The organism is Corynebacterium ammoniagenes DSM 20306, assembly GCF_001941425.1.
Classification (GTDB): domain Bacteria; phylum Actinomycetota; class Actinomycetes; order Mycobacteriales; family Mycobacteriaceae; genus Corynebacterium; species Corynebacterium ammoniagenes.
Window position 1 is genome coordinate 2,597,528 of sequence record NZ_CP009244.1, and the last position, 23,195, is coordinate 2,620,722.

Annotated in this window: 21 protein-coding genes; 9 read left to right on the forward strand and 12 right to left on the reverse strand. The window is 56.5% G+C overall.

Translation table 11 applies throughout. The annotated features are described in order from the left end of the window. The first annotated feature begins 47 nt into the window (after positions 1-47). Entirely contained in the window at positions 48-662 is a 615-nt protein-coding gene (locus tag CAMM_RS11875; protein WP_003847938.1) for a GntR family transcriptional regulator, read from the forward strand. Positions 663-665: 3 nt separating this feature from the next. Here CAMM_RS11875 and CAMM_RS11880 read toward each other — a convergent pair whose 3' ends face one another. From CAMM_RS11880 to pheA, 4 genes are all read right to left on the reverse strand, one after another. Then, positions 666-1,433, reverse strand: coding sequence for a putative hydro-lyase (locus CAMM_RS11880; protein ID WP_040355725.1), 768 nt, complete (start codon positions 1,431-1,433; stop codon positions 666-668). 17 nt (positions 1,434-1,450) lie between these two features. Further along, the gene (locus CAMM_RS11885; RefSeq protein WP_003847940.1) at positions 1,451-2,614 is read right to left on the reverse strand and encodes an NRAMP family divalent metal transporter; all 1,164 of its coding nucleotides are present in this window, start codon (positions 2,612-2,614) and stop codon (positions 1,451-1,453) included. 260 nt (positions 2,615-2,874) lie between these two features. Then, entirely contained in the window at positions 2,875-3,552 is a 678-nt protein-coding gene (locus CAMM_RS11890) for a histidine phosphatase family protein (RefSeq protein WP_040355620.1), read from the reverse strand. Positions 3,553-3,562: 10 nt separating this feature from the next. Beyond that, complete coding sequence (gene pheA, locus CAMM_RS11895) at positions 3,563-4,477, reverse strand: prephenate dehydratase (RefSeq protein ID WP_003847942.1); 915 nt, start codon at positions 4,475-4,477, stop codon at positions 3,563-3,565. Positions 4,478-4,510: 33 nt separating this feature from the next. Here pheA and CAMM_RS11900 point away from each other — a divergent pair, with 33 nt between their 5' ends. From CAMM_RS11900 to CAMM_RS11910, 3 genes are read left to right on the forward strand one after another with little or no spacing between them, the layout of a single operon-like run. Further along, a complete protein-coding gene (locus CAMM_RS11900; protein ID WP_003847943.1) occupies positions 4,511-5,653 on the forward strand; it encodes an amidase in 1,143 nt (380 codons plus the stop codon). Positions 5,654-5,667: 14 nt separating this feature from the next. Next, positions 5,668-6,405, forward strand: coding sequence for a CPBP family intramembrane glutamic endopeptidase (locus tag CAMM_RS11905; protein WP_003847944.1), 738 nt, complete (start codon positions 5,668-5,670; stop codon positions 6,403-6,405). A 59-nt stretch (positions 6,406-6,464) separates the two neighbouring features. After that, a complete protein-coding gene (locus CAMM_RS11910) occupies positions 6,465-7,916 on the forward strand; it encodes an LCP family protein (protein WP_040355622.1) in 1,452 nt (483 codons plus the stop codon). A 40-nt stretch (positions 7,917-7,956) separates the two neighbouring features. Here CAMM_RS11910 and CAMM_RS11915 read toward each other — a convergent pair whose 3' ends face one another. Next, on the reverse strand, positions 7,957-9,048 hold the full coding sequence (locus CAMM_RS11915) for an HNH endonuclease signature motif containing protein (protein WP_075761561.1): 1,092 nt from the start codon (positions 9,046-9,048) through the stop codon (positions 7,957-7,959). A gap of 115 nt (positions 9,049-9,163) precedes the next feature. Next, on the reverse strand, positions 9,164-10,084 hold the full coding sequence (locus tag CAMM_RS11920; RefSeq protein ID WP_003848161.1) for a DUF5926 family protein: 921 nt from the start codon (positions 10,082-10,084) through the stop codon (positions 9,164-9,166). Positions 10,085-10,704: 620 nt separating this feature from the next. Between CAMM_RS11920 and CAMM_RS11925 the strand changes: the two genes are divergently transcribed. Beyond that, positions 10,705-11,286 carry a hypothetical protein gene (locus CAMM_RS11925; RefSeq protein WP_003848158.1) on the forward strand — a complete coding sequence of 194 codons (582 nt, stop codon included), beginning with the start codon at positions 10,705-10,707 and terminating at the stop codon, positions 11,284-11,286. A 585-nt stretch (positions 11,287-11,871) separates the two neighbouring features. On the opposite strand, the gene CAMM_RS11935 is transcribed toward CAMM_RS11925, so the two are convergent. The 5 genes from CAMM_RS11935 to CAMM_RS11960 all read right to left on the reverse strand — a co-directional run bounded on the left by CAMM_RS11935 (position 11,872) and on the right by CAMM_RS11960 (position 17,888). Continuing rightward, on the reverse strand, positions 11,872-12,588 hold the full coding sequence (locus CAMM_RS11935; protein ID WP_040355878.1) for a glycerophosphodiester phosphodiesterase family protein: 717 nt from the start codon (positions 12,586-12,588) through the stop codon (positions 11,872-11,874). A gap of 284 nt (positions 12,589-12,872) precedes the next feature. After that, positions 12,873-13,748 (reverse strand): carboxylating nicotinate-nucleotide diphosphorylase, encoded by an 876-nt coding sequence (nadC, locus tag CAMM_RS11940; protein ID WP_003848153.1) that lies wholly within the window; start codon positions 13,746-13,748, stop codon positions 12,873-12,875. 1 nt (position 13,749) lies between these two features. Further along, positions 13,750-15,270, reverse strand: a complete 1,521-nt coding sequence (gene nadB, locus CAMM_RS11945; RefSeq protein WP_003848150.1) for an L-aspartate oxidase — start codon at positions 15,268-15,270, stop codon at positions 13,750-13,752. 7 nt (positions 15,271-15,277) lie between these two features. Further along, entirely contained in the window at positions 15,278-16,291 is a 1,014-nt protein-coding gene (gene nadA, locus CAMM_RS11950) for a quinolinate synthase NadA (RefSeq protein ID WP_147581089.1), read from the reverse strand. A 649-nt stretch (positions 16,292-16,940) separates the two neighbouring features. Continuing rightward, the gene (locus tag CAMM_RS11960; protein ID WP_003848143.1) at positions 16,941-17,888 is read right to left on the reverse strand and encodes an L-lactate dehydrogenase; all 948 of its coding nucleotides are present in this window, start codon (positions 17,886-17,888) and stop codon (positions 16,941-16,943) included. A gap of 97 nt (positions 17,889-17,985) precedes the next feature. Here CAMM_RS11960 and CAMM_RS11965 point away from each other — a divergent pair, with 97 nt between their 5' ends. Further along, positions 17,986-19,923, forward strand: coding sequence for an alpha/beta-hydrolase family protein (locus tag CAMM_RS11965; protein WP_171974896.1), 1,938 nt, complete (start codon positions 17,986-17,988; stop codon positions 19,921-19,923). Positions 19,924-19,934: 11 nt separating this feature from the next. On the opposite strand, the gene msrA is transcribed toward CAMM_RS11965, so the two are convergent. Beyond that, on the reverse strand, positions 19,935-20,585 hold the full coding sequence (gene msrA, locus CAMM_RS11970; RefSeq protein WP_040355845.1) for a peptide-methionine (S)-S-oxide reductase MsrA: 651 nt from the start codon (positions 20,583-20,585) through the stop codon (positions 19,935-19,937). Positions 20,586-20,735: 150 nt separating this feature from the next. On the opposite strand from msrA, the gene CAMM_RS11975 reads away from it, so the two are divergent. From CAMM_RS11975 to CAMM_RS11985, 3 genes are all read left to right on the forward strand, one after another. Continuing rightward, positions 20,736-21,338 carry a superoxide dismutase gene (locus tag CAMM_RS11975; RefSeq protein ID WP_040355843.1) on the forward strand — a complete coding sequence of 201 codons (603 nt, stop codon included), beginning with the start codon at positions 20,736-20,738 and terminating at the stop codon, positions 21,336-21,338. Between the two features lie 135 nt (positions 21,339-21,473). Next, complete coding sequence (locus CAMM_RS11980) at positions 21,474-22,616, forward strand: amidase (protein ID WP_077715843.1); 1,143 nt, start codon at positions 21,474-21,476, stop codon at positions 22,614-22,616. 88 nt (positions 22,617-22,704) lie between these two features. After that, positions 22,705-23,193, forward strand: a complete 489-nt coding sequence (locus CAMM_RS11985; protein ID WP_003848133.1) for a hypothetical protein — start codon at positions 22,705-22,707, stop codon at positions 23,191-23,193. The last annotated feature ends 2 nt before the right edge of the window (positions 23,194-23,195 follow it).

The window sequence follows — 23,195 nt, forward strand, 5'->3', positions numbered from 1 at the left end:
TCGACCGCTGTTGCATTAGTCATTTCCCGGTTGGTTACACTTCTCCTATGCTTTCTCAGTCCGTCGCAGCAGCGCTCCGTGATGCGATCTCCGCCGGAGAGTTCCAACCTGGCCAACAGCTCAGCGAAGTCAAAGCTGCGGAACGCTTCGAGTGCTCCCGAAATACCTTGCGGGAGGCGTTTACGGAACTGGCGTCGGAAAGACTCGTCGAGCGTATTCCGCACCGCGGAGTCTTTATCGCCGTTCCTGATACGGAGTATGTCAAAGACCTCTACCTCGCGCGCATGGCGCTGGAGCACGCCGGTGTGCTGTGGGGAGAATTCCCTGCGGCAGAACGCCTTGTAGAGTTGACCTCATCTGCGCGCCGCTATGCGGATAGTGGTGACCCGCAAGCGGTATCAAATATCAATCAGCGCTTTCACCGCGCGCTCGTTGCCTCGCTGGGTTCTGCAACCCTAGACGAGCAAATGCAAAACCTCCTGGCCCGCATGCGCCTGACCTTCTTGTTGGTTCTGCCCCGCCTGCCGGAGATCCACTATGACTACATTGATAGCAATGTCCGTCTGGCGACGTTAATCGCAGCCGGAGAGCGCGAAGAGGCTGCCACGGTCTCCCGCGACAGCCTCTTGAAAGCGTATAACGCCATTCGGTTCGTGCTCTAGGCGTTAAGGCACCTGATACTGGTTATCCCGTGCATCCGTGACCAGCATTTTCCCGGGCTCATGAGTAATAGCCACACGAGGGCGTGAATCCATCACTGCTGCTTGCGGGGTGACACCGCAGGCCCAAAAGACAGGGATATAGCCTTCGGGAATCTCTACTGCCTCGCCGAAATCCGGCGCGGACAGGTCAGTAATGCCGATCTCCTCTGGGTTACCCACGTGCACCGGCGCGCCATGCACCGAGGGGTAGCGAGAGGTAATGCGCACGGCATCCGCGACTTGGTTCGCGGGCAGCGGACGCATGGAGACCACCATCGGCCCGGAAAATACTCCGGCGGGTGCGCATGGGATAGAAGTCTTATACATCGCCACATTGCGTCCTTGCTCGATGTGCTCGAGCCGGATGCCGTTATCCACCAAGGCGGTTTCAAAGGTAAAGGAACAGCCGATCAAAAACCCGACCATGTCATCGTCCCAATATTCGGTGGCGTCCTCCACCGAGTCCACTAGCTCGCCGTCTTTGAAAATCCGGTAGCTGGGAATATCGGTGCGGATATCGCCTCCTGGTAGAAGCTCTGAGCTGTACTCGCCCGCTTCCAACACGCCCACAATCGGGCAGGACTTCGGATTGCGCTGGGCAAAAAGCAGGAAGTCAAAGGCGTATTCTTGCGAAACCGCCAAGAGGTTAGCCTGCATGTATCCGGCCGCGTAGCCCGAGGTGGTGGTCATATGCTGAGTGCGCGCAAGCTCGCGCACTTCAGCGGCTGTCATCTGTGCTGGTTGCATGTTTATACCCACATATCCACGATCGAAGAGAAAGACTTTACGCCAATATAGATTTCTAGAACCAATGCTAGTGAACCTGCAACAAGCAGCCAGATGGGGTGCTTAACACCCTGCATGAGGTCGCGCCATTTAAACGCCACCCACATCACCATCGCGAAGGCGATAGGCAAGATGATGCCGTTGAAGGCGCCAGCGAAAATCAGCAGCTTTTGAGGTGCCGAGTTCAAGATGACAAAGAGCACCGCACAGATCAAGATGAAGCCCACGGTGAGCATGTTGCGCGTGCGCGGCGCGACCTTCTGCGTGGTCACAAAGGAAATCGAGGTATAGGACGCGCCGATGACCGAGGACAAACCAGCGGCAAAAAGCACGACGCCAAATGCACGTAGACCAAATTCGCCAGCGGCGTGGAAGAAGGCATCGGCAGCGGTGTTATCTTCGGACAGCGTCACACCCGTTGCCACGACACCGAGAACGGCTAAGAAGAGCAAGACGCGCATGACGCCGGTAATGACCACACCGAGCACAGAGGTGGTCGTGATGTCTTTAACGTGCTCAGGCCCAGACAGGCCGGAGTCAATCAGGCGGTGTGCACCAGCGAAGGTGATATAGCCACCCACGGTGCCGCCAATGAGCGTGGTGATGACGAAGAAGTCGATCTGTTCTGGCATCACGGTGTTCTTCAAGGCCTCGCCCAGCGGTGGCTGGGAAACAATGGCCACGTACAGCATGAGCAAGATCATGATGGCACCAAGTACCGCCACAATGCGGTCAAGGGCGACACCAGCGCGCTTGGATAAGAAAATGAAAATCGCGATGGCCGCGGCAATAACGCCACCGATGCGGGCATCAATGCCCAGCATCGCGTTTAGGCCCAGGCCGGTACCTGCAATATTGCCGATGTTAAAGACCATGCCGCCCACGAATACTAAGACGGCGAGGAACCAGCCCAACCCGGGCAGAACGGTATTGCCGAGTTCGTTGGCGCGCATGCCGGAGACACACAGCACGCGCCACACGTTGAGCTGGATAGCGATGTCGACGAGGATGCTCAGCAGGATGGCGAAAGCAAAGGACGCGCCCATCTGGACGGTAAAGACGGAGGTTTGGGTCAAAAAGCCCGGGCCGATGGCGGAGGTAGCCATGAGGAACATGGCGCCCGCCATGGCACCTAAGCCGCGCGGTGGCTTCTTGGCCAATGATTCTGTTTCGGTACTCACGGAATCTCTCTTTCGTGATGGAGGCCGCAGTTAAATGTGATGCGCAACATCCTAATCGTTTGTTGAACAATTCCGAAAGCATGGCGGAAATTCCGCGCAATCTCTACTGGTCACCGCGATAACGCGGGGGTATTGACCCCACCCCCAGACACGAAAAAGCCCCACCGTAGAAACGATGAGGCACCAAGAAAACCGTGGAGAAACTGCTAGTGGTCTACTTCAGTATCTGCCCAACGGGTAATCGTCCACTGGCCAAATTCCTGGCCACGTGGCTCGAGCACCACAAAGCGGCAATTTTGCAGGTAGCCGGTAAAGGCAAAGTCGGCGTCGATACCCGAGGCGTGGGTGGCGACCACGCGAATCGCCGCGCCGTGGGAGACCACCACGACATCTTCATCATCGCCTAGGCCGGCGGCAATATCTTCTACCACCGGCTGGTAGCGGTCTAGGACCTCGACGTAGGATTCGCCGCCTGGGCAGCGCGCTTCCTTATCACCATCAAGCCAGCCGCGCAGTGCGGTGGAATATTCACGGTGCGCGTCTTCGGAATTAGACATCTCATAATCACCGGTAAAGATTTCATGTATTCCGGTGCGCACCTCTACATCGACGGCGCCAGAGGGCAGATCCGCAGATTCTTCCAACGAACGCGCTGCCAACATGGCGGTTTGTTGCGCGCGCAGGGCAATCGAGCTGACAAACCCACGCAGGCTACCCTGCTGGCCATTGGCCGCGCCGGTTAAAAGCGCCAGTTCACGGCCAACATCGGCCGCCTGCTCGCGGCCGCGCTCAGTGAGCTCGGCGCCGGGTGGACGAGTATCCAAAAAGCCTTCCACATTGGAAAAAGTTTGGCCGTGGCGCAATAAGATAATTCGTCCAGTCATAGCCTCCAACCTAGCGACCCTCACGCACCCGCGCTACCCAGGCGGTGGCGTTATCAAATTCGGTGGTATCAAGCTGCGGACCAGTCTGGCCCGCCGCCGGCCAGGAACCAATAAAACGCAGGTCATCAGTGCGCAACCACAGCGCGCGCAGCGCTTCGGCCACCGGGTCATCTTCAATATGGCCAGCCAAGTCCACGAAGAAACGATAGGTTCCAAATTTCTTACGCGTCGGCCGGGATTCAATACGCAACATATCTAGGTTGCGGTAGGCGAATTCTTGCAAGATGCTCGCCAAAGAGCCAGGTTCATGCGGGACGGTAAAGACCACGGAGGTGCGATCCGTGCCCGTGCGCGGAGTGGGCTTGCCCGGCGCGCCAACGAGTACAAACCTTGTCGTCGCACCTTGCACATCCGCTACGGACGACGCCACCACATCCAGGTCAAAAATCTCCGCCGCGCGTTCTGGCGCAGCCGCAGCATCTACTTCCCCGCGCGCTACTAATTCCGCCGCTGCACCATTAGAAGACGCAGGTTGGAACTTTACATCCGGAATATTCTCCGCCAACCAGCCACGGACTTGCTGGTAGGCAACGGGGTGGGTGGCGATCGTGGAGACATCGTCAAGCGAAATGCCCTTTTTGACCATGATGGCAAAAGCTACCTCCAAGTCCACTTCCTGGTAGACCTGCAGCGCCTCGCCCTCGGTAAACGCATCAAAAGTAGTGGTCACCGCGCCATCTACGGAATTTTCAATGGCCACGCACGCAAAATCCGCGCGGCCTTCGCGAACAGCCTGAAAAGCCTCGGACGGGGAATTGACGGGCAGCTGGGTGACATCACTGACAGCGCCCATGTTTTCAAAAGCAACCAACGCTGCCTCGGTAAAAGTTCCTGCTGGCCCTAAGAAAGCTACGGTTGAAGTCATGCCCTCTAATCTAAACCACTAACGTAGTTGGGTATGGATTCAAGGTTTAGCATCGAGCAACTAGCGCGTGATTTAGCAGGGCTCACGCCGCAGGAACATGGCTTTACCTACGTGGATCTCGCACGCACCCCGACTGCCCACGGCCGGTTATCGGGGTGGATATTATCCGCCAAAGATCTCAATGACGTCGCCGGCATGCCCACCTCCAAAGGTGCCAAGCACCGCGCGTATAACGCGGAGACGACAGATGGTTTCCTTCAGGATTTACAAGATGAGGGTGCGCTGATTATCGGCAAGTCCTCCACGCCCGAGCTGGGTTTGCGCGTGGATACAGAGCCGGTTGATATGCCGCACCCGGTCAACCCGCTGCACCCCGGCGCGACTCCAGGTGGCTCTTCCGGTGGGGCCGCGGTGCAGGTGGCGCGTGGTTTGCTGCGTGCTGCCCAAGGTTCCGATGGCGGTGGTTCGCTGCGCGTGCCGGCGGCTGCGTGCGGCGTGGTGGGTTTCAAGCCTTCCGGTACGGACCTAGGCGTTTCGGGGTTTATCACGCGCAGCGTTGCTGATGCCGCCTTTTTGCATGACATCACCCCGCGCTCGACGCCGGCGCGCATTGGTGTGCTCAAGCAGCCACTTTTTGCCAATACCCGCGTGGATCCCCGGCATCTTCGCGCCGTCGATGAGGCAGCGGCGCACTTGTCTGCGGCGGGTTACCCGGTCGAAGCTATTGAGCCTTATCCCATCGCCGATGTGACGTTTGAATCCTTCCGGCATATTTTTACTTCCCGTCTGGCGGGTATGGCAGCCGGTGAGGGGTATTTCGAATGGGTACGCCAGCAGGGTTTAAAGGTCTCGGAGCACATGCTTATCGATGCCCATCGCCACGCCCATGGCCTTCCCCGCCTCCTCGCGGATTGCTGGGGTGTTGATGCCATCGTCACTCCAATGCTGGCTTATACCCCGCCACCGGTTGGTACCTTTTTGGCCTTGGACCACGACGACAACTTTATGGAACAAACCCGCTGGTCGCCGTGGGGTTCGCTGTTTAATGTCGCGCAGTTGCCTGCTATCTCTGTTCCGTGGACGGTCGACTCGCAGGCTCCCGTTGGAGTTCAAGTAGGCTCAATCACGTTAAAGGATGCTGAGCTTCTTCACCTCGCGTCAATACTTCACGTCTAAGGTTTCATGTCCTCATGAGCGTTTTGAATTCCTCGCAGCGCATCCGCGCAGAGATTCTCATTGTCTTGGCCATTACCTTTGGTATTTCCGGCGTGCGCGCTATTTTGCGCTTGGTGGATTCCCTGTTGGATCCTGCACCGTTGAATGAGCAATCCGTCACGCTCAACGCGCCGCAATCGGATTTGGCGTGGCTCGATATTGCCTTACAGCTGTGTTCTGCCGGAGTGCTCTTTGCCTATGGCGCGCTCGCTTTGTTTTTGCTCGCTGGTTCCGGCATTCACCTGCAACGGCCTCGGCTCAAAGACTTGGGTGCGGGTGCGGGCCTCGCGGCGCTGATCGGCATTCCCGGCCTTGTCCTATATCTCTTTGCCGTCCACTTTGGGTTGTCCAAGGAAGTCATTCCCACAGCTTTTGATAATGCCTGGGTCGAAGCCCCTGCCCTGCTGTTATGGTCCGGCGCGAATGCCTTTGGTGAGGAAATCGTAGTGGTGATGTGGCTGATGACCCGCCTCAAGCACCTTCGGTGGTCGCTACCTGCCACCATCGCTGCTTCTTCACTGCTGCGCGGTTCTTATCACCTGTACCAAGGAGTATCCGCCGGGTTTGGCAATATCGTGATGGGAATCGTCTTTTGCTACTTCTATCACCGCACGGGCCGGGTATGGCCGCTGGTAATTGCGCATTTTCTCATTGATGCCGTAGCTTTTGTCGGTTATTCCTTACTTGGAGATCTCTCCATCTTTGGCCTGTAATCTGCCACCTGGACCCAACGTGGTTCAAAATTGCGGCGCGAGCCTTGTAGTCTTAAACCATGAATTCTTCCGACCGCGACCCACACCGCGAATCGCGCCGTGCCGGCGAACGATCGGCAAGCAATAGTTCTTCGGGTGGTGATTCCTCCCGTTATGTCCTCGGATCCGACGGACATCCCCTGCGGGATCGCTATGGTCGCCCGGTCATGCGCCGCGATGCGGGCAACCGGTCACAGCGCCCCTCATCGCAAGGCCGCGCCTCGCAAGGCCCCGCATCACAAGCACCGTCTCCTGGGTCTTTTCGCGCGGTCAACCCCCGTAAGCCGGAACCCACGCGTTTCGATATCGGCCCGCATGTTCAGGCCTCCCGCAACAATCGCGCTGCGGGTACAGCCGGCGCGGCAGGCGCAGCGGGAGCAGCGGGTGCTGCTGGCGCTGGGGCGGCACAGTCACGTCCGCGCCAGCAGATGCCACCTGCTCAAGGTGCTCCTGTGCAACGTCAGTTCCAAGGCGCTGGTCAAGTCGGTGCTCCCGGTCGTCGTGGCACGGGCAGTGCTAACGGCCCTGGTACCCGGCCGCGTCGCGGTGGTGCACGGCGCAAACGTGGCAATCCCGTCAAGCGCTTTTTCGGCTGCGCCGGCTGGATTGTTATTGCCTTAATCATTTCTCTGGTGCTTTTTGTGTTTTGGACAGATTCACGACTTTCGCGCACAGATGCACTTCCCCCGGGCAACGCCTCCAGCGGCTCAGGCACGAACTGGCTCTTGGTCGGCTCTGATTCCCGCCAAGGTTTGAGTGAAGAAGACCAAAATGAGCTAGGCGTCGGCGGCGATGTCGGCGTGGGCCGTACCGACACCATCATGCTGTTGCACATTCCTCGGTCCGGCGATGCCCAGTTGGTCTCTATCCCACGTGATAGCTACGTCAATGTCCCCGGCTTTGGCGAAGATAAAATCAACGCGGCCTTTACCTACGGTGGCCCTCAGTTGCTGGCACAAACCGTGGAACAGGCAACCGGGTTGGGCATTGATCACTATGCGGAAATCGGCATGGGTGGTCTTGCTAATGTCGTCGATTCCGTCGGTGGCGTAGAAATCTGTGTGGAAGAACCCATCACTGACCCACTCGCTGGGATTGATCTTGCTGCCGGTTGCCAGGACTTAGAAGGCCCCGATGCCCTAGGTTATGTCCGCACGCGCGCTACCGCCCAAGGTGATTTGGATCGTGTGCAGCGCCAGCGTGAATTCTTCGCTGCCCTGTTGGATAAGATCACCTCGCCGGCGACCCTGATCAATCCTTTCCGCGCCATTTCCCTGATCAACCACACGTCCCAGTCCTTCATGGTCAACGAAGATGATCACGTGTGGCACCTGGCGCGCGTGGCTTTGGCCATGTCGTCAGGTGTGGAAACCCAAACCATTCCCATTGGTGGGTTCATGGATACCGCGGTGGGCAACGTCGTCTTGTGGGATGAAGCCGGCGCGCAGGAGCTATTTAGCTCCTTGCAGTAAAAGTTCGTGGCTCATCCCAAGAGATCCAGAAGATCTGCGGTTAGTTGAGCAGGTTCATAGCTCCCATGGTGCTGAGTTGGTGTGTGTTGCCCAGTAGTTTTCCGCCTGGGGTAATAAGGCGGACTTTCCCGCGGTGTCGGTGTATTCGTCCGCGTCTTCGTTTTGTCGGGTCGTCGTCGTTGACGCCGTTGTGATAGCGGCACAACATCGTCAGATTCGACGGTGAGGTGTGCCCGCCGTTTTTGTGGGCGTCGATGTGGTGTACCTGGCACCTATCAGCAGGCACGTTGCAGTCTGGCCAGGGGCAGACAAGGTTTTCCGCGGTCGCCATAATCCGCTGTTTCAACGATGCAAACCGGGTCTCGTAGAGGTTGACGGGGCCAGCCGTTGGGTGAAACAGCCCGGCATACAGGTTCTCACCCAGTGCACCGGCAAGCGCAGCATTGATAAGTTCTGCTCCGGTCATGGTGGTGCCATCCGATAAGCCTACGATGACTTCGTCGCCGTTGCCGCACGATACTTTCGCGAAATCATCCAGGCCGATGGCAATCACGGTGCGGTATTCGGGGCGTAGTACTCCGCCGCTGCCGTCGACTCGTTTCCAGAACGCTTCCAGCAGTGCTGTGGAGCGGGGTTGGTCAGAGGTGTCGGTGGCGTCGAGGGTCTTTTCAAAATCGGTGATGCGCCGCTGGGTATCGGTCACCGTGAGGGTGCGCATGCCGTTGACCGCGCGGCCAATGCGAACCCCGGGTTCTTTTGGCGTCTCGCCGGCTTCCTCTTTGACGCGTTGTGCGCCATAGGCATCGACTTCTTCGAAGCTGCCTTGATGCGCGATGAGTTCTGCGCGGAGTTTCCACGCGGCACCGCGCTTTTTGAGTTTCTTAGCGTGTTTGTTGACCATCAACAAATGCTCCACGCTGAGCCCGCGCTGTTCGGCGAGGGCGACGGAGTCGCGCTGGAGGCGTGGGGAGTCGGCGGGGCCGAAAAGGACATCGGCAAGCGTGGCGTATTGCTTGGCCGTCGACAGCGCGATGCCGGAGCTGGCCACATCGTACGGCGAGCGCTCAGCGATAGCTCGCAGGAGACTCACCCCGTGGCTGTTTAAAAGCACGAATGCTTGGAATATGTCCATGCCTTCGACGTTAAACGGCACGGCACAACGGGCGCGAGGGAAGCATCGACAAGCTGTGGATAACCGTGCTGACACGTCAACGACTGCAGCAAGTTATCCACAACTCCTTCGGGGATTAACGCAAGGTGACCTGGCGTGATTTCAGGTTTTCGAGCTGCTTGCGCTCATCAGGGCTCAGCTGAGCGTCGTTTTCAATTTCAGCCTTCAGAGCCTTTTCCACGCGGGCGAGCTCCGCCTCGTAAGAGTCGTAAGCAACGTCGGGCTGCAGGTCAAAGACCGGCGCGATCAAACCGTGGGTGCGGAAAACACCAGCGAACTTGGTGCCTTCGCCGAGGTTCATCTCACCACGGGCGGCAACGCGCGCAATCGCGTTTAGCACGCCAGTTTCATTGTCGATGGGAAATACCCAGCGGATATGTGCCTTGTCTCCGCCGGAGTTAGCCCAAAACAACGTGCCATCGATATCTGCACCAACCTGGTGGGACTCAATAACAGTCTCATTCGCGGCGTTGAGGGTCTGCGCGATCTCCGGAGTCATCTGGGTGCCTTCGGGAATCCACCACGCAAAGTCGGCGTGATCTTCGATGTCCAAAACCGCAGACTCATCGACCAGATCCTTCAAATCTGGTTGCGCGCCATCAGCAGCAGTTGATTCCAAGGTCTCCCCTGGTTGAGCATTCTTTGCCCAGTTCAACGCATACGCCAAATCGCGGCCCGGGTTGTGAGTGTGGGTGCGGACCTGCAAGGCGACAAAAGCTGCGCCGCCAGCTTCCGTATCGCGCACCATAGCTGCCGAAGCACCCGGCAAAATCGTGCACACGTAAACGTCACGGTCAAAGCCTTTAACCGTGAGCTTCGCGGTGGCGGAAGGAACGAATTCCTGCATCGCAATCAGCTGGGTTTCCGCAGCTAGCCCACCATATGGTCGTGGATCCTTTTCCAAAGCCGCACGCTCTGCCGCACGCGCAGCAAGTTTTGCTTGGCGACGAGACATACCCTCAGGTAGATCTTCTTTATTCTTTTTCTTCTTGGCCATGCCCTACACGATACAGTGACGTTTTTAGCCCCTGCATTAAAGACTCCTTTTGAGCCTGCGTTAATTGCCAATTGTCAGATGCGGACGCACCCATCAGAACGAATCTTCCACCGATTTGGCTCACCCTCAATTCGGAATAGCGGCTTTTAACCCGTTCTATAGATCATTCCAATCATTCAGATCGTCATAAATATGTTAAGTACGCACTTAAGGCTACATTCTCGCAAGAGAAGCTTGGCCGATTGACTGATTGGTACTCTCGCAGTCGACTCTAATTAAACATATTGTTCGAAGTTTTTAGTTCCCAGTCCAAATCCCCTTGTCGAGGGCACCTGAATCAGGGGATCTAACGTGCCTACATCGTTTTCAGACGATTGACTCGCTACTATTTCCCCAGCTGAGAACCAACACCAACCTGATGAAATCAGTTGGCGATACTATTTTTGTAAAAGTCAATGGAAAAGCGAAATTCAGCACTTTTGACCAGAATTTCGAAATCCCATGACTTATCGTTCCGGAAATGAAAGTATTCAAACATCCGGGCACATCGCATGTGATGTTATCCAGTGCGATGAGTGATACACGGATTCCAATTTCCAAACTCTATCGAAAGTAAAGATATGCTCCGCAAGTCTCTCATAGCTGCTTTATCTATCGTCTTGGCTACAGGGTTCACCCCTTCAGCCAGCGCAAATGAACATGAAGCCACGCAAGGTATTTACACGCAGAATTCAAACGCAAACACATCCACGGATCTACCCTATTTTGAGTTCAGCAACGAAACAGAGAACTCGGTTGATGCTGAAGTAAAGAATGGCACTCTCGCAATGACCGAAGATGGCTCAGTCAATGTTTTGGACAATGATGGGAGTGTCTCTTATACCCTTAATGTTGATGGGGTAACGCCTAACGGTACCCCAGCGCAATATGAATACCAGATTGATGGAAATCAAGTATCAGTAAACTGGACTGAATCAGCTTCTCAGCAAATTATGTCAGTCCAAGCAAATAGTGCGACAGATCAGTATGGTCTACCAGCAGATCCGGCAGATAAAGCCGCTTGTCTCGCAAGTATTTTGGGCATGGGAATCGCGACTGCGTCATTTATAATTGCTACAGGTGGCACCGGTTTGGCTCTTGCTGGTGCGGGCATCAGCTATCTAACCTCAGCAGCAGGTACGGTACTTGGATGCCAAGTCTAGCTAATACGTAGTATCGAAGGGATCAAATGTCGTTTCAGCAGAAGTTCGGTGTTTTTACCGCTATTGCAGGCGTAATTCTACTGATACTGCAGTTAGTCTTACAAAATTTCACTATTTTCGGCTTACTTGCACCTCTAACCCTTGCCTTGGCTGGTGGTCTAATGTATTACTCTGAGTTGAACCGTGGAAAGCCCAAAAAAAATGGTACGGGGAGAGAAAACTGAGCAGGTTATACCACCAATCCCACTGAGCTATACCCTTAGTAGTTAGTAATTGCGATCCCTACCATTTACTTCCATAGACTACTCACGAGCTCAGAGGAAAGGTCAGATAACATACCAGAGTAGGCTGAAACTGTATTCCCTTATTCTTGAGTTCATTACAGAAATGCCTTCGAGGCTTCAAGAAGTCTTCCGGTCAAGCCCGTTTAAAGTTTTAGCTACGCGATTCTCGAACAGATTCTAGCTTAGCTTTCCGAACCTTAAGGTGAAGCCCTGGAGCCACTGACGCCTTCTAAGAGGAACGAGTAGTCGGGTAGCCCTAGGGAACCGAAACATCCATGCCGATCGATCCGAGTATATCAATTCACATTTGAATGGCGTGGAGCGCGACTTCGGGTTGGTTGGTGGCCAGGATGTCAACACCGTTGGCCCAGGCCCATTTCATGTCTTCGGTTTTGTCGATGGTCCACATGTACGTCGGCAAGCCATGCGCGCCAATCGCATCAGGTTGCAATTTCCCCCGCAACAATGACATCCCTAGCCCTGTCGGTTCGGACAACAATAATTCCGCCTTTTTGAGATGCCGCTGCCAATCACGGCGCAGATAAATCCGATCTAGGTCCGGTGCCAGTGATTTCATGCGGCGGATGGCCCGGTGGGCAAAAGAGATGATGTGAATCCGGGGGTCATCGGCAAGCCCTGCATAACGCAGGCGAAGAACCACCTGCTCCTCAAGGATGTCACCGCCTGCGCCCGGGTGCTTGGTTTCAATATAGATGTGCTGCCCGCTGGGCTCCCACATTTCCAACAGTTCATCCAACAACATTGGGTACTGCTTGGGGTGCTTATCGCTGCCGATGTCGGCGAGCTTAATCTCCGCCCAATCCAACGCTGAAACCTTGCCGTTGCGGTTGGATGTGCGGTCCAATGTGGCGTCATGATTGACCACGACTTTGCCATCGCGCGTCATACGCACATCGCACTCGATGCCATGAATGGGCAGCTCCAGAGCCTTTTCAAAAGCCAAAGGACTAAGCTCCGGATACTTTCCCGAATAGCCCCTGTGCGCAACAATCTTCAACGTCGGACGTCCCTCACGGTCTGCTTTTACCTGCGCGTCCAACTGTAGTTCAACTGACACAGCGTCGCTGGGCTGCTTTTCAAGAAACCGAATCGTTGAACTTTTAGTTCCGAGTTTCCCGAAGCTTTTGTAAAGCCTGGTTTTTCTCGGTACGTGTTCTCAACCAACGAGATACGCCTCAATGCAGGGCTACCTCCGGTTCAACTGCCCGGCATGAATCTTCCTGGTCACGTGGATATTAATACGCTTGGCCACTCCTCGCAGTGAAGTATTAGAGCTCTAAGTCAGGCGAGATCGAAGCCCAGATCGAGTACTCGATTGGAGTGGGTCAACGCGCCAACGGCGATGTAATCAACACCGGTATCGCGATACGCTGCAACGCTGTCGAGCGTGATGCCGCCGCTGGCTTCGGTGCGTATGCCAGCTGGTCGAGTGATTGCGACAGCTTCCCGGACAACGTCGGGTGCCATATTGTCCAGAAGGATCAACTCAGCGCCGACGTTTACGGCTTCGGCGACCTGCTCCAGAGTGTCGCACTCGACTTCCACGGGAAGTTCTGGGAATTTGCTCCGCACAGCGGTAAAGGCTGCGGCTAGAGATCCTGTCGCTGCAATGTGATTGTCCTTAATAAGGGCGCTATCCCCAAGTCCCATGCGGTGGTTTATTCCGCCGCCGCAGCGTACTGCGTATTTTTGCAAAATACGCAGGCCTGGAACGGTCTTGCGGGTATCACGCACAGCAATGCCGGTGCCCTGAAGAGCTTGGGTCCAGGCATGGGTTGCCGTGGCTACGCCCGATAGTTGGGATACATAGTTCAAAGCGGTGCGCTCCGCGGTCAGCAAAGTGCGAACTGCGCCAGTCGCGCGCAGAGTCGGCTGACCAGCATCAACAGTGTCTCCGTCGTTTTTGAGCACTTCGATGTCCAAGTCCACGCCATCCCGCTCCGCAGTGATTTGCAGAGCCAGCGCAGCGATAGGCACGCCCGCCAAACAGCCAGGTTCACGGGAGACAATTTTCGCGGTACCGATGATATCTGCACCAATGGTGGCGTTGGTCGTCGCGTCTGGTCCCCAAGCAAGATCCTCATCGAGGGCAGCTTCGATGTGCGCACGTGTTGTTACGGCATCAAGCCCGGTCGAATCCAGTAATGAGATTGTCATATTATGCTCCTGCGTAGTGGTAGATCTTGGTGTCTGCGGCGATGTCATCGCTTCGGCGGTGACAGCCGAGCGAATGCGTGCGCTCACGTGCGGCGCGGGCGATGGCAAGACCGGCCCAGGCCATATTGGTTGAATCTAAGCTCGCGTCGTTCAGCTCCGTAGCCGTAGAAAGCGAGGAAAGGATGTCTATCGCGGCGTGCAGGCCCGCATCATTGCGGCTGACTCCCACAAATTCATCCATGACATGACGGATGGTTGCAGCACCGTCAACAGGCGCGATGTGTCGGCGAGCGATAGGGGTTTGCCGTGTCATGACGCGCTTAGCAGTTGCCAGGCGTATCCCGCAGCGGTGGCCCGTCACGAGTGCCTCGGTCAAGGAATTCGAAGCGAGCCGGTTCGCACCCTGCACCCCGGTACCAGCAACTTCGCCGATGGCGCTAAGGCCAGCAAGGCTGGTCTGTCCGTCAAGATCCGCCGCGATGCCACCACAGTGGTAGTGCGCGCCAGGACGAACTGGAATGGGTTCGACGGTGGCGTCGATGCCGCGCTTGAGCAGTTCGGCGTGGATCGTTGGAAAGCGCGTTGGGAAATCTTGAATAGATCGAGCATCGAGAAAGACGTGTTCGGTATTGGTGTCCACCAGGTGACTGAAGATTTCAGCAGAAACAACGTCGCGTGGAGCAAGCTCAGCTTGGGGGTGGCGGTGGAGCATGAAGCGGGTGCCGTGGGCATCGGTAAGCACTGCTCCTTCACCGCGAACTGCTTCGGAGATGAGCACATCGCGCCCACCGGTGCGCGGGACAGCCAGCACGGTTGGGTGAAACTGCATGAATTCAGTATCGCGGGTTGCAGCACCCGCTCGCAGCGCCATGGCCAGTCCATCGGCCGTGGCCACAGCCGGGTTAGATGTCAGCGTCCACAGGGCGCCGGATCCGCCGGCGGCGAGCACGACTTCATCGGCAAGCAAACTGCCTACCTGTCCTTTATGCAACACGCGCGCGCCGCAGACGGCGCCGTCAGCGCTGGTCAAAAGGTCAACCGCGCGGGTATGTGACACGATGTGAATGCCGCGATCATAAGCTGCACGCAGGAGAGTTTTCTCTACTTCCCAACCGGATTGGTCCCCGGCGTGCACGATGCGGCGCAGGCTGTGCCCACCCTCAAGGTGCAGGTCATCGGCGAACTGGACGCCGTGGGATATCAGGCGGTCGATGGAGTCTTTGGCCGCGTGCACTAACTCGGTGACGCGGTCGCGGTCGCCGTGGAAGGCACCCGCGGCCAACGTGTCCTCGATGTGCAGGTCAAAAGAATCTTCCGGGGCAATAACTGCCGCGAGGCCGCCTTGTGCCCACGCGGTGGAGCTGTCCGCCGGTTCGCCGCGGGTGATGATGGTGACGGAGCGAGTAGGGTCGGCCTCGGCAATGGTCAGCGCGGCAGTGAGCCCGGCCGCCCCGGAGCCAATGATGAGCACGTCGGTACGCTCGGCAAAGCTCTCAGCAGGAGTGATTAGTTCCGTGGTCATGCTTCTCCTATTCGCCGGAGCCAGGGTTGCCGATGGCAATCATGCGCTCAACTGCAGTGCGCGCGGCATCCGCAGTTCGCTTATCGACGAATACCTCATCCGTTCCCTCACGCAGACACTTAAGTAACTTTTCTGGGGTAATCATCTGCATAAACGGGCACGCCGCCTGGGGATTGACGGGCAGAAACTCAGTTGTCGGGTTGGCTTTGCGCAGCTGGTGCAACATGCCGATCTCCGTGGCAACTAAGACGCGCTCACTGGTGGACTTCTTGGCCTCTTCCAGCATGCCGCCGGTGGAGAGGATGTGCGTATTGTTTCCGGGAATTTCACCGGATTCCGCCATCCACAGTGCACTGGTGGTGCAGCCACATTCTGGGTGGATGTACAGCTCGGCGTCCGTGTTCGCACGAACAGTGTCCACCAAGTCGCTTGGGGAAATATCCGCGTGCACGTGGCACTCACCCGCCCAGACGTGGATGTTGTTGCGTCCGGTTACGCGCCGTACATGCGCGCCGAGGAACTGGTCGGGCAGAAATAAGATCTCCTGCTCGGGGTCGATGGAGCGCACGACATCGGCGGCATTCGAGGAGGTGCAGCAAACATCGGTAAGTGCTTTGACCTCGGCGGTGGTGTTGACGTAGCTGACCACGATCGCCCCGGGGTGTTGTGCTTTCCACTCGCGCAGCTGATCCGCGTTGATGGTGTCTGCCAGGGAACACCCCGCATTTGCATCCGGGATAAACACTCGCTTTTCAGGCGAGAGAATCTTGGCGGTTTCCGCCATAAAATGCACGCCGCAAAAGATCACTTCATCTGCATCGGTTTCTGCCGCGATGCGCGAAAGCCCCAGGGAATCACCAACGTGGTCTGCAATGTCTTGAATCTCTGGCAGCTGGTAATTGTGCGCGAGAATCACCGCATTGCGCTCACGCGCAAGTACGCGGACTTCCTCCGACCAAGTACTACGTGGCGAGGTTCCACTCGCGGCATTAGTGCCATTGACGTTAAGCGTGGTTGCCATAATCACTTCAACTTTCAGGCTTCGAGGAGTTTTTGCCTTGCAGGCCATAACCCCGGCAACGCTATCAAAGCGACTTGGAAACTCAAAAGTGACCCAACACACGGCCGGAAGGCGTGCGTTACGAAGAATGCTCTCCACGCTGGGATAATCGAGATTTAGACCCTAGGGCCAGAACTGAATTTATATCCATTCTGCAAGCGGCGCGTGCGCGTAGTTCTCGCCTAAAATTTGTTGATTAAAAGCTTGCCGGCACCTGCTAATGTTCCGCGCGGGCTCCATCCATCACTGCTGGTAAAAGGTTTTCCAAGGCGCAGCATCACGGCGAATGGCCAGTTTGGACGCGGAGAGTCCTTGACGCAGCTATTTAGCGCCCCCTAGTTTGAGCGTGGCCAATCCGACAATGAAAGGCACGCGATAATGATTGCGAACATCATCTTTTCCGTACTCAATTTAGTGATTATGATTGCTATCCCACTGCTCCTGCTGTGGATAGCATTGACGCTGCGGGGAATTAGCAAAAAGCTTGAGGGACAGGCGACAGTCAAGGCAGCAGAAGCTAGGCCACAGGCAATCGCTTCTCAGACCCACCCAGTCCCTGAGAACGAAACTACGACAACTATTAAGACAGTCAGTCCAAAGGCGCAAGAATCTAGCTGAAAATCTGGTTCTTAATCTCCAGCAAGGTGTTGACCGAAGCGTCAAGGCGCTCTTTCTCGTGGTCATCGAGGTCTAGTTCCAGCACTCGCGCCACGCCGTTGCGGTTGATAATGGCCGGGGTGCCGAAATAGATGTCGTTGTAGCCATAGTGGCCATCGATATAGGCCGAAACGGGCAAGGCAACATCTTGGTTTTGGATGATGGCGCGGGTAATGCGTGCCAGCGCCATGCCGATGCCATAACTCGTGGAGCCTTTGGCATCAATGATGTGATAGGCCGCGTCACGGGTTTGTTCAAAGATTTCTTCGATGCGTTCATTAAATCCCGGTTCCTTCTCCGCTTGGCGCGCGAGTGGAACACCGCCAATATTCGCCGAGGACACAACGGGAAGTTCCGAATCGCCGTGCTCACCGATGATGTAGGCGTGCACGGAGGTTGGGGCGATATTGGCCATCTCGCCGAGCATGTAGCGGTAGCGCGCGGAATCTAGCACCGTGCCCGAGCCCATAACCCGCGAGGTGGGCAAACCAGAGGCTTTCCACACGGCATACGTAAGCAAGTCCACCGGGTTAGTCGCGACGACGAAAAGCCCATCAAAGCCGGCTTCCATCGCTGAGCCAACGATGGAATTCATGATGGCAACATTTTTATCTACCAAATCCAGGCGCGTCTCCCCTGGCTTTTGCGCGGCGCCAGCGCAGATAACAACAATCGCTGCGTCCTTGCAATCCTCATAACTGCCCTGGGTAACGCGTGTGCGCGACGGCGCCCACACCACGCCATGGTTTAAGTCCATGACGTTGCCTTCCAGTTTCTTTTCATCAATATCGATGATGGCCAGATGATCCACGGTTCCTTGGTTTACCAGTGCATATGCGTAGGCAACACCAACATCACCCGCGCCGACGAGGACAACTTTATTTCCCGCGTAAGTGCTCATACCTCTCATTATGCGTCGGCTAGACCGACTTTGCTTCCCAATGTTGCAAGAAAGTTTTGGTATGCAGAATATTTCGCATTCTGGGACAATGGTGCGCATGACTAACAGCGCGCGCAGACCCCGGATCGGTGGGCTTGCGCGCTTCGTTCGGGCAAAATTTTCCCCTACTGCGCCACCCGCGCCACAAACGGACAACCAGCCGCTGGAGGTGGCCAAGTCGCTGCCGCGCCCGCTGCGTCGATTAGCGTTTAGCGCCGCTTCGTCTTCACTGAAGGTGGCATCGAAAGCCCTGCATATTTCCATCATCGGGTTGGAAGTGCTCAGTGATATCACGCCCGCGGTGCGCATGGCGCGCCGGAACCGTTTACCGCGCAACATGGCGGCCGGAATTTTAGGTGCGGAAGTTGCCACGTGGGCTGCGATCTGGCCGTCTTTGCTGCCACGGCCCTGGTGGGTGACCGCGCTTAATGTCGCAATCGGCCAGGCCATCGGGCACTTTTCTGCATCCTCTGCTGCCTTCGGCCTAAAAAATGCCCTGCGTGCTGCCGGCAAACGTCCCCAAGATCACCTCACCCCACGTCTTAAGCGCAATGCGCACTGGGTGCTGGGTTCTATCACGGTGGTTGCCATGGCCAAATCCGTACGGAACCAGGGTATTCAGGCTGATTTGGTGAGAAAATCTTATGACCGCGGTCCGCTACAAGCCGCGATTGGCGTTTCCCTGGGCACGCTTGGATATGGCGCGCTGTTGATACTGGGTGAGATTGTGCAATTTACGGTCTCGCGCCTATCGCGGCAGCTGGGACGTGCCGTCCCCATGCTGGTGGCATGGCCATTGGCGGTGGCAACCTTTATTTTTGTCATCGTTGCGCTATCGGACCGCGTGGTCTTGCGGCGTTTTATCCGTTCGGCGTCGGTGCGCGCGCAAAAAATCAATCGCTCGGTCTTTCCTGGCTCGGTCATGCCCTGGGAACCGGAACGCTCCGGCAGCCCCTGGTCTTATGAGCGCTGGACTGCCGTCGGGGCTCATGGTCGCCGCTTTTTATCCGGTGGCCCGCGGGCACAAGATATCGCCGAAGTCATGGAATTTTCTCGGGCCCGCGAACCCATCCGCATTTATGCTGGCTTGATGTCTGGGCGAACCGTCCGCGGGCAGGTTCGTCGCGTCATGTTAGAGATGGAAAGAACCGGGGCATTTCACCGCGATACCATCGTGATTCAAATGCCTGCCGGTTCCGGCTGGGTCAGTGAATGGACCGCTGCTGCCCCAGAGTTTCTGACCAAAGGCAATTGCGCCTCAGTCACGTTGCAGTATTCGATCCTGCCATCGGCGATATCTTATGTCGTCGATAAGCAAGCGCCCATTGAAGCGGCGCATTTGCTCACTAGTGCTATTAGAAATCGTCTCGACTCCATGCCGGAAGATAACCGCCCCAAGCTGTATCTCTCCGGTGAATCTTTAGGCGCTTATGCACACCTCGATGGCTACGAGGACCTAGACGATCTGCTTGCTTCCTGCGACGGTGCGGTGTTTACCGGCCCGCCCAGCATGACCAAGCTTATTTCTGACTTAGACCCTGATGCCGGGTCCTTGGAACGCGTTCCGATCATCGACGGTGGACGTCACGTGCGTTTTGCGGCTGCACCCGCGCACACCCGCCATGATCCCTTCGGGCGCAGTTATAGCCAGCGGTGGCAACGCCCGCGCATAGTAATAGCGCAGCATGCCTCCGACCCCATTGTGTGGTGGTCGGGCAGGCTCATCTATAGCCGCCCAAATTGGATGCATGAGCCAACGCCATCAACCCTGTACGCAGATACTTTTCATGCTTTGGGGTGGGCGCCACTAATTAGCTTTTGGCAAATTGGGCTCGACCAAATTAACTCATTGAATGTTCCCGGCGGCCACGGACACAACTACCACCAAGAAACCTTCTGGTACTGGGACTCAGTTCTCGGTTCCCAGTCCCGGGTGCCACTTACTCCGCGGCTAGCACAGCGCGCAGAGAAGTGGGTTCGAGAGCACCCAAGCTAGTCGATGCCTTCCTAATCGCACTTCACGCCAGTGGAGTGGTGTGGGCAGTAACCATTTGGAACCTTGTACAGGTACTGCTGGTGCTCGTCTTCCGCGAGGTAGTACTCACCGGAATCAGTATCGCTGAGTAGCTTGACCTCAGTAGTCATAGCGCCAAAACCATTCTCGGCGAGCTTTTTGTCGTAGCTATCCACCAGCTCCTGAATGAGCTCCAGCTCTTCTTGGGTGCGTGGATAAAACGCGGAGCGATACTGCGTGCCCACGTCATTGCCCTGCCTAAAGCCCTGGGTAGGATCGTGTGCTTCCAGTGCCATAACCACCAATTCGCGCAAGCTAATCTTTTCTGGGTCGTAGGTAATTTCAACGACCTCAGCGTGGTTGGTTTGACCACGGCAGACTTCAAAATAGGTGGGATTTGGGGTTGTGCCACCGGCATAACCGACCGAGGTGGATTCCACACCGTCGGTTTCCCAGTACATTTTCTCATGTCCCCAGAAACAGCCCAGCCCGACAATGAGCGAGCGCTGGCCTTCCTTCCAGGGCCCAGTAATTGGGGTGCCCAAAACTGCGTGCGGCTGAGGATCCAAAATAGGTTCTGAGCGGCCGGGCAGAGCATCTTCTTTAGCAACTAGTTGTGGTGCGGGAGCAAATAAGAACGACATAGAAATCGTCTCCTTTCTGTTTTTACTCAACTTACACCACGGGCAAAATATTCCACGACCAGCAAGTTCACAGTATTCGGTCACAATATCGTTGCCAAAATAATCTTTCGACATATCATGGGGAACGTACCCCTAACGAAAGGAATGACTATGGCTGTTTATGAACTACCAGAACTCGACTACGCATATGATGCACTCGAGCCACACATCTCCGCAGAGATCATGGAGCTGCACCACTCCAAGCACCACGCAACTTACGTGGCTGGCGCAAACGCAGCACTTGAGGCTCTCGAAGCAGAGCGCAACGGTGACGCAAACGCTGATAAGATTCGCGCACTGTCCAAGAACCTTGCTTTCAACTTAGGTGGACACACCAACCACTCCGTATTCTGGAAGAACCTTTCTCCAAACGGTGGCGGCGAGCCAACCGGTGAGCTAGCAGAAGCTATCAACCGCGACTTCGGTTCCTTTGACAAGTTCAAGGCTCACTTCTCCGCAGCAGCAACCGGCCTGCAGGGCTCCGGCTGGGCAGTGCTGGGCTACGACTCCGTTGCTGGCCGTCTAGTTATCGAGCAGCTGACCGACCAGCAGGGTAACACCTCCATTGGTCTGACCCCGCTGCTGATGCTGGATATGTGGGAGCATGCTTTCTACCTGCAGTACAAGAACGTTAAGGCTGACTACGTTAAGGCAGTCTGGAACGTCTTCAACTGGGATGACGTAGCAGAGCGCTTCGCAGCTGCAACCAAGTAAATAAGCTTTTGTCGCGCAGCCTTTAGTGCGCACAAGTTCCTAGGCTCTCGCCAAGCTTTTCGATGAATCGGGAAGCCCGCGAGAGCCTTTGGCATTTCAGCCCCTGCTTTTGCGTTAGCTTCTATGATGGGCACCATGACGGAATCTATGTCGGACCTTAAAAATGCGCTCGAGAATCTTTCCCCAGCCCAACATGGGTTTTCTTACCTCGATCTGGAACGAGCACCGGTCGCGGAAGGAGATTTGTCAGGATGGATTATCCCGGCGAAAGATCTCTACGATGTCGCAGGAATGCCCACTACCTTCGGTTCCAAAGCCCGCACCCGCATGGCCACCGAAACAGATCCTTTCATCGCGGCCTATGAAGCACGCGGGGCACTGATTCCCGGCAAGTCGGTTTCTTCCGAGCTAGGTTTAACTGTCGATGCCGAACCGCGCGACCTGCCCGCGGTGGATAACCCGATCTGGCCAGGACGAACCCCCGGTGGCTCTTCAGGTGGTGCCGCCGCGATGGTCGCGCGCGGATTGGTGCGCGCCGCCCACGGTTCCGATGGCGGTGGATCCATCCGAATTCCCGCCGCCGCATGTGGCATCGTCGGCTTTAAACCGTCGGCCACCACGCTCGCTGTCCACGGTTACCTCACCACCTCTGTTGAGGATCAGGCATTCCTGCACCAACTTGAGCCGGCCCTTGATCGCCCCTTGCGCATCGGCGTGCTCACCACCCCGATTATCGCCGACACGGAAGTCCAATCCGAATACCTCACCGCAGTGGCCGAAGCCGCAGAAAAGCTCGCCGCAGCCGGCCACGAGGTCATCGAGGTCGGAGGATGGCCAGAGGCAGAAACCACGTTCGATCACTTCACCAACCTTTTCTCGTACCGCCTGGCCGAGTTAGAACACTATGACTACATCGCCGAATGGCTCAGAGAAAAAGGCTTGCATGTCACCGCCGAGCAGGTGCGCGAATCCGAAACTTACGCCCGCACGCTGCAAGCTCGCCTCGCGGAGCACTGGGGAGTCGACGTGATTCTCAATCCCACTATTGCCTCCGATCCGCCGGCAACTGGCGCGTTTACTTCCCTGCCGCCGGCAGAAAATTTTGCCGCCCAAGCTCGCTGGGTGCCGTGGACATCGTTGTTTAATATCGCTGGTAGCTGCGCTATTTCCCTACCTTGGCCGGTGCCCGGTCGCCCGCAGCCAGCGGCGGTGCATTTGGGTTCGCTCACGCTAGACGATGCCGAGCTGCTCGCCCTAGCACGCCAACTACACGTCTAGACCCGCTGTAAAGCCCCCTTGACATGTAAAGGTCACTTTACTTAAGGTGAAGGTAGTTCACACCCGTCGTCAACCCAGGGATATTTTCATGAACACCAACGCCACCGCTCGCACAACCAACCGCGCACAGAAATCCCGTTTCGGGCGCAGCAAATATGGCGGAACGTCTGCCACGTTGATGGCAGGCTCCGTCATCATTGGGCTCCTCGTATCCTTTGCTATCAGCGCAATAATTTGGGCGCTCAAACGCCCCGCAGGATCAACCGCGCTATTTCTGGGCGTCTTTACGCTGTGCCTATTTCCCGTGGCGTTTGTTGCCGCGTGGGCATTTTTGGTCGACCGCGACACCATCCGGGGTGCTACCCCAAACCCGGATGATTCCATCGAATCCACCTGGTATGACAATGCCGCGCAATCAACATTTCACATCCTGTTATTTGCCCTCGGCGCACTAGGCGTCGCCAGTGTGTTCACGGATGCCCGCGTTTCTTTAGGCACGGTCGCCATTAGCGCTTACCTTTTTATCATCGTGGTCTTTGCCGCCTGCTACCTACTAAATAAGCGCCGCGACGCCTAGGC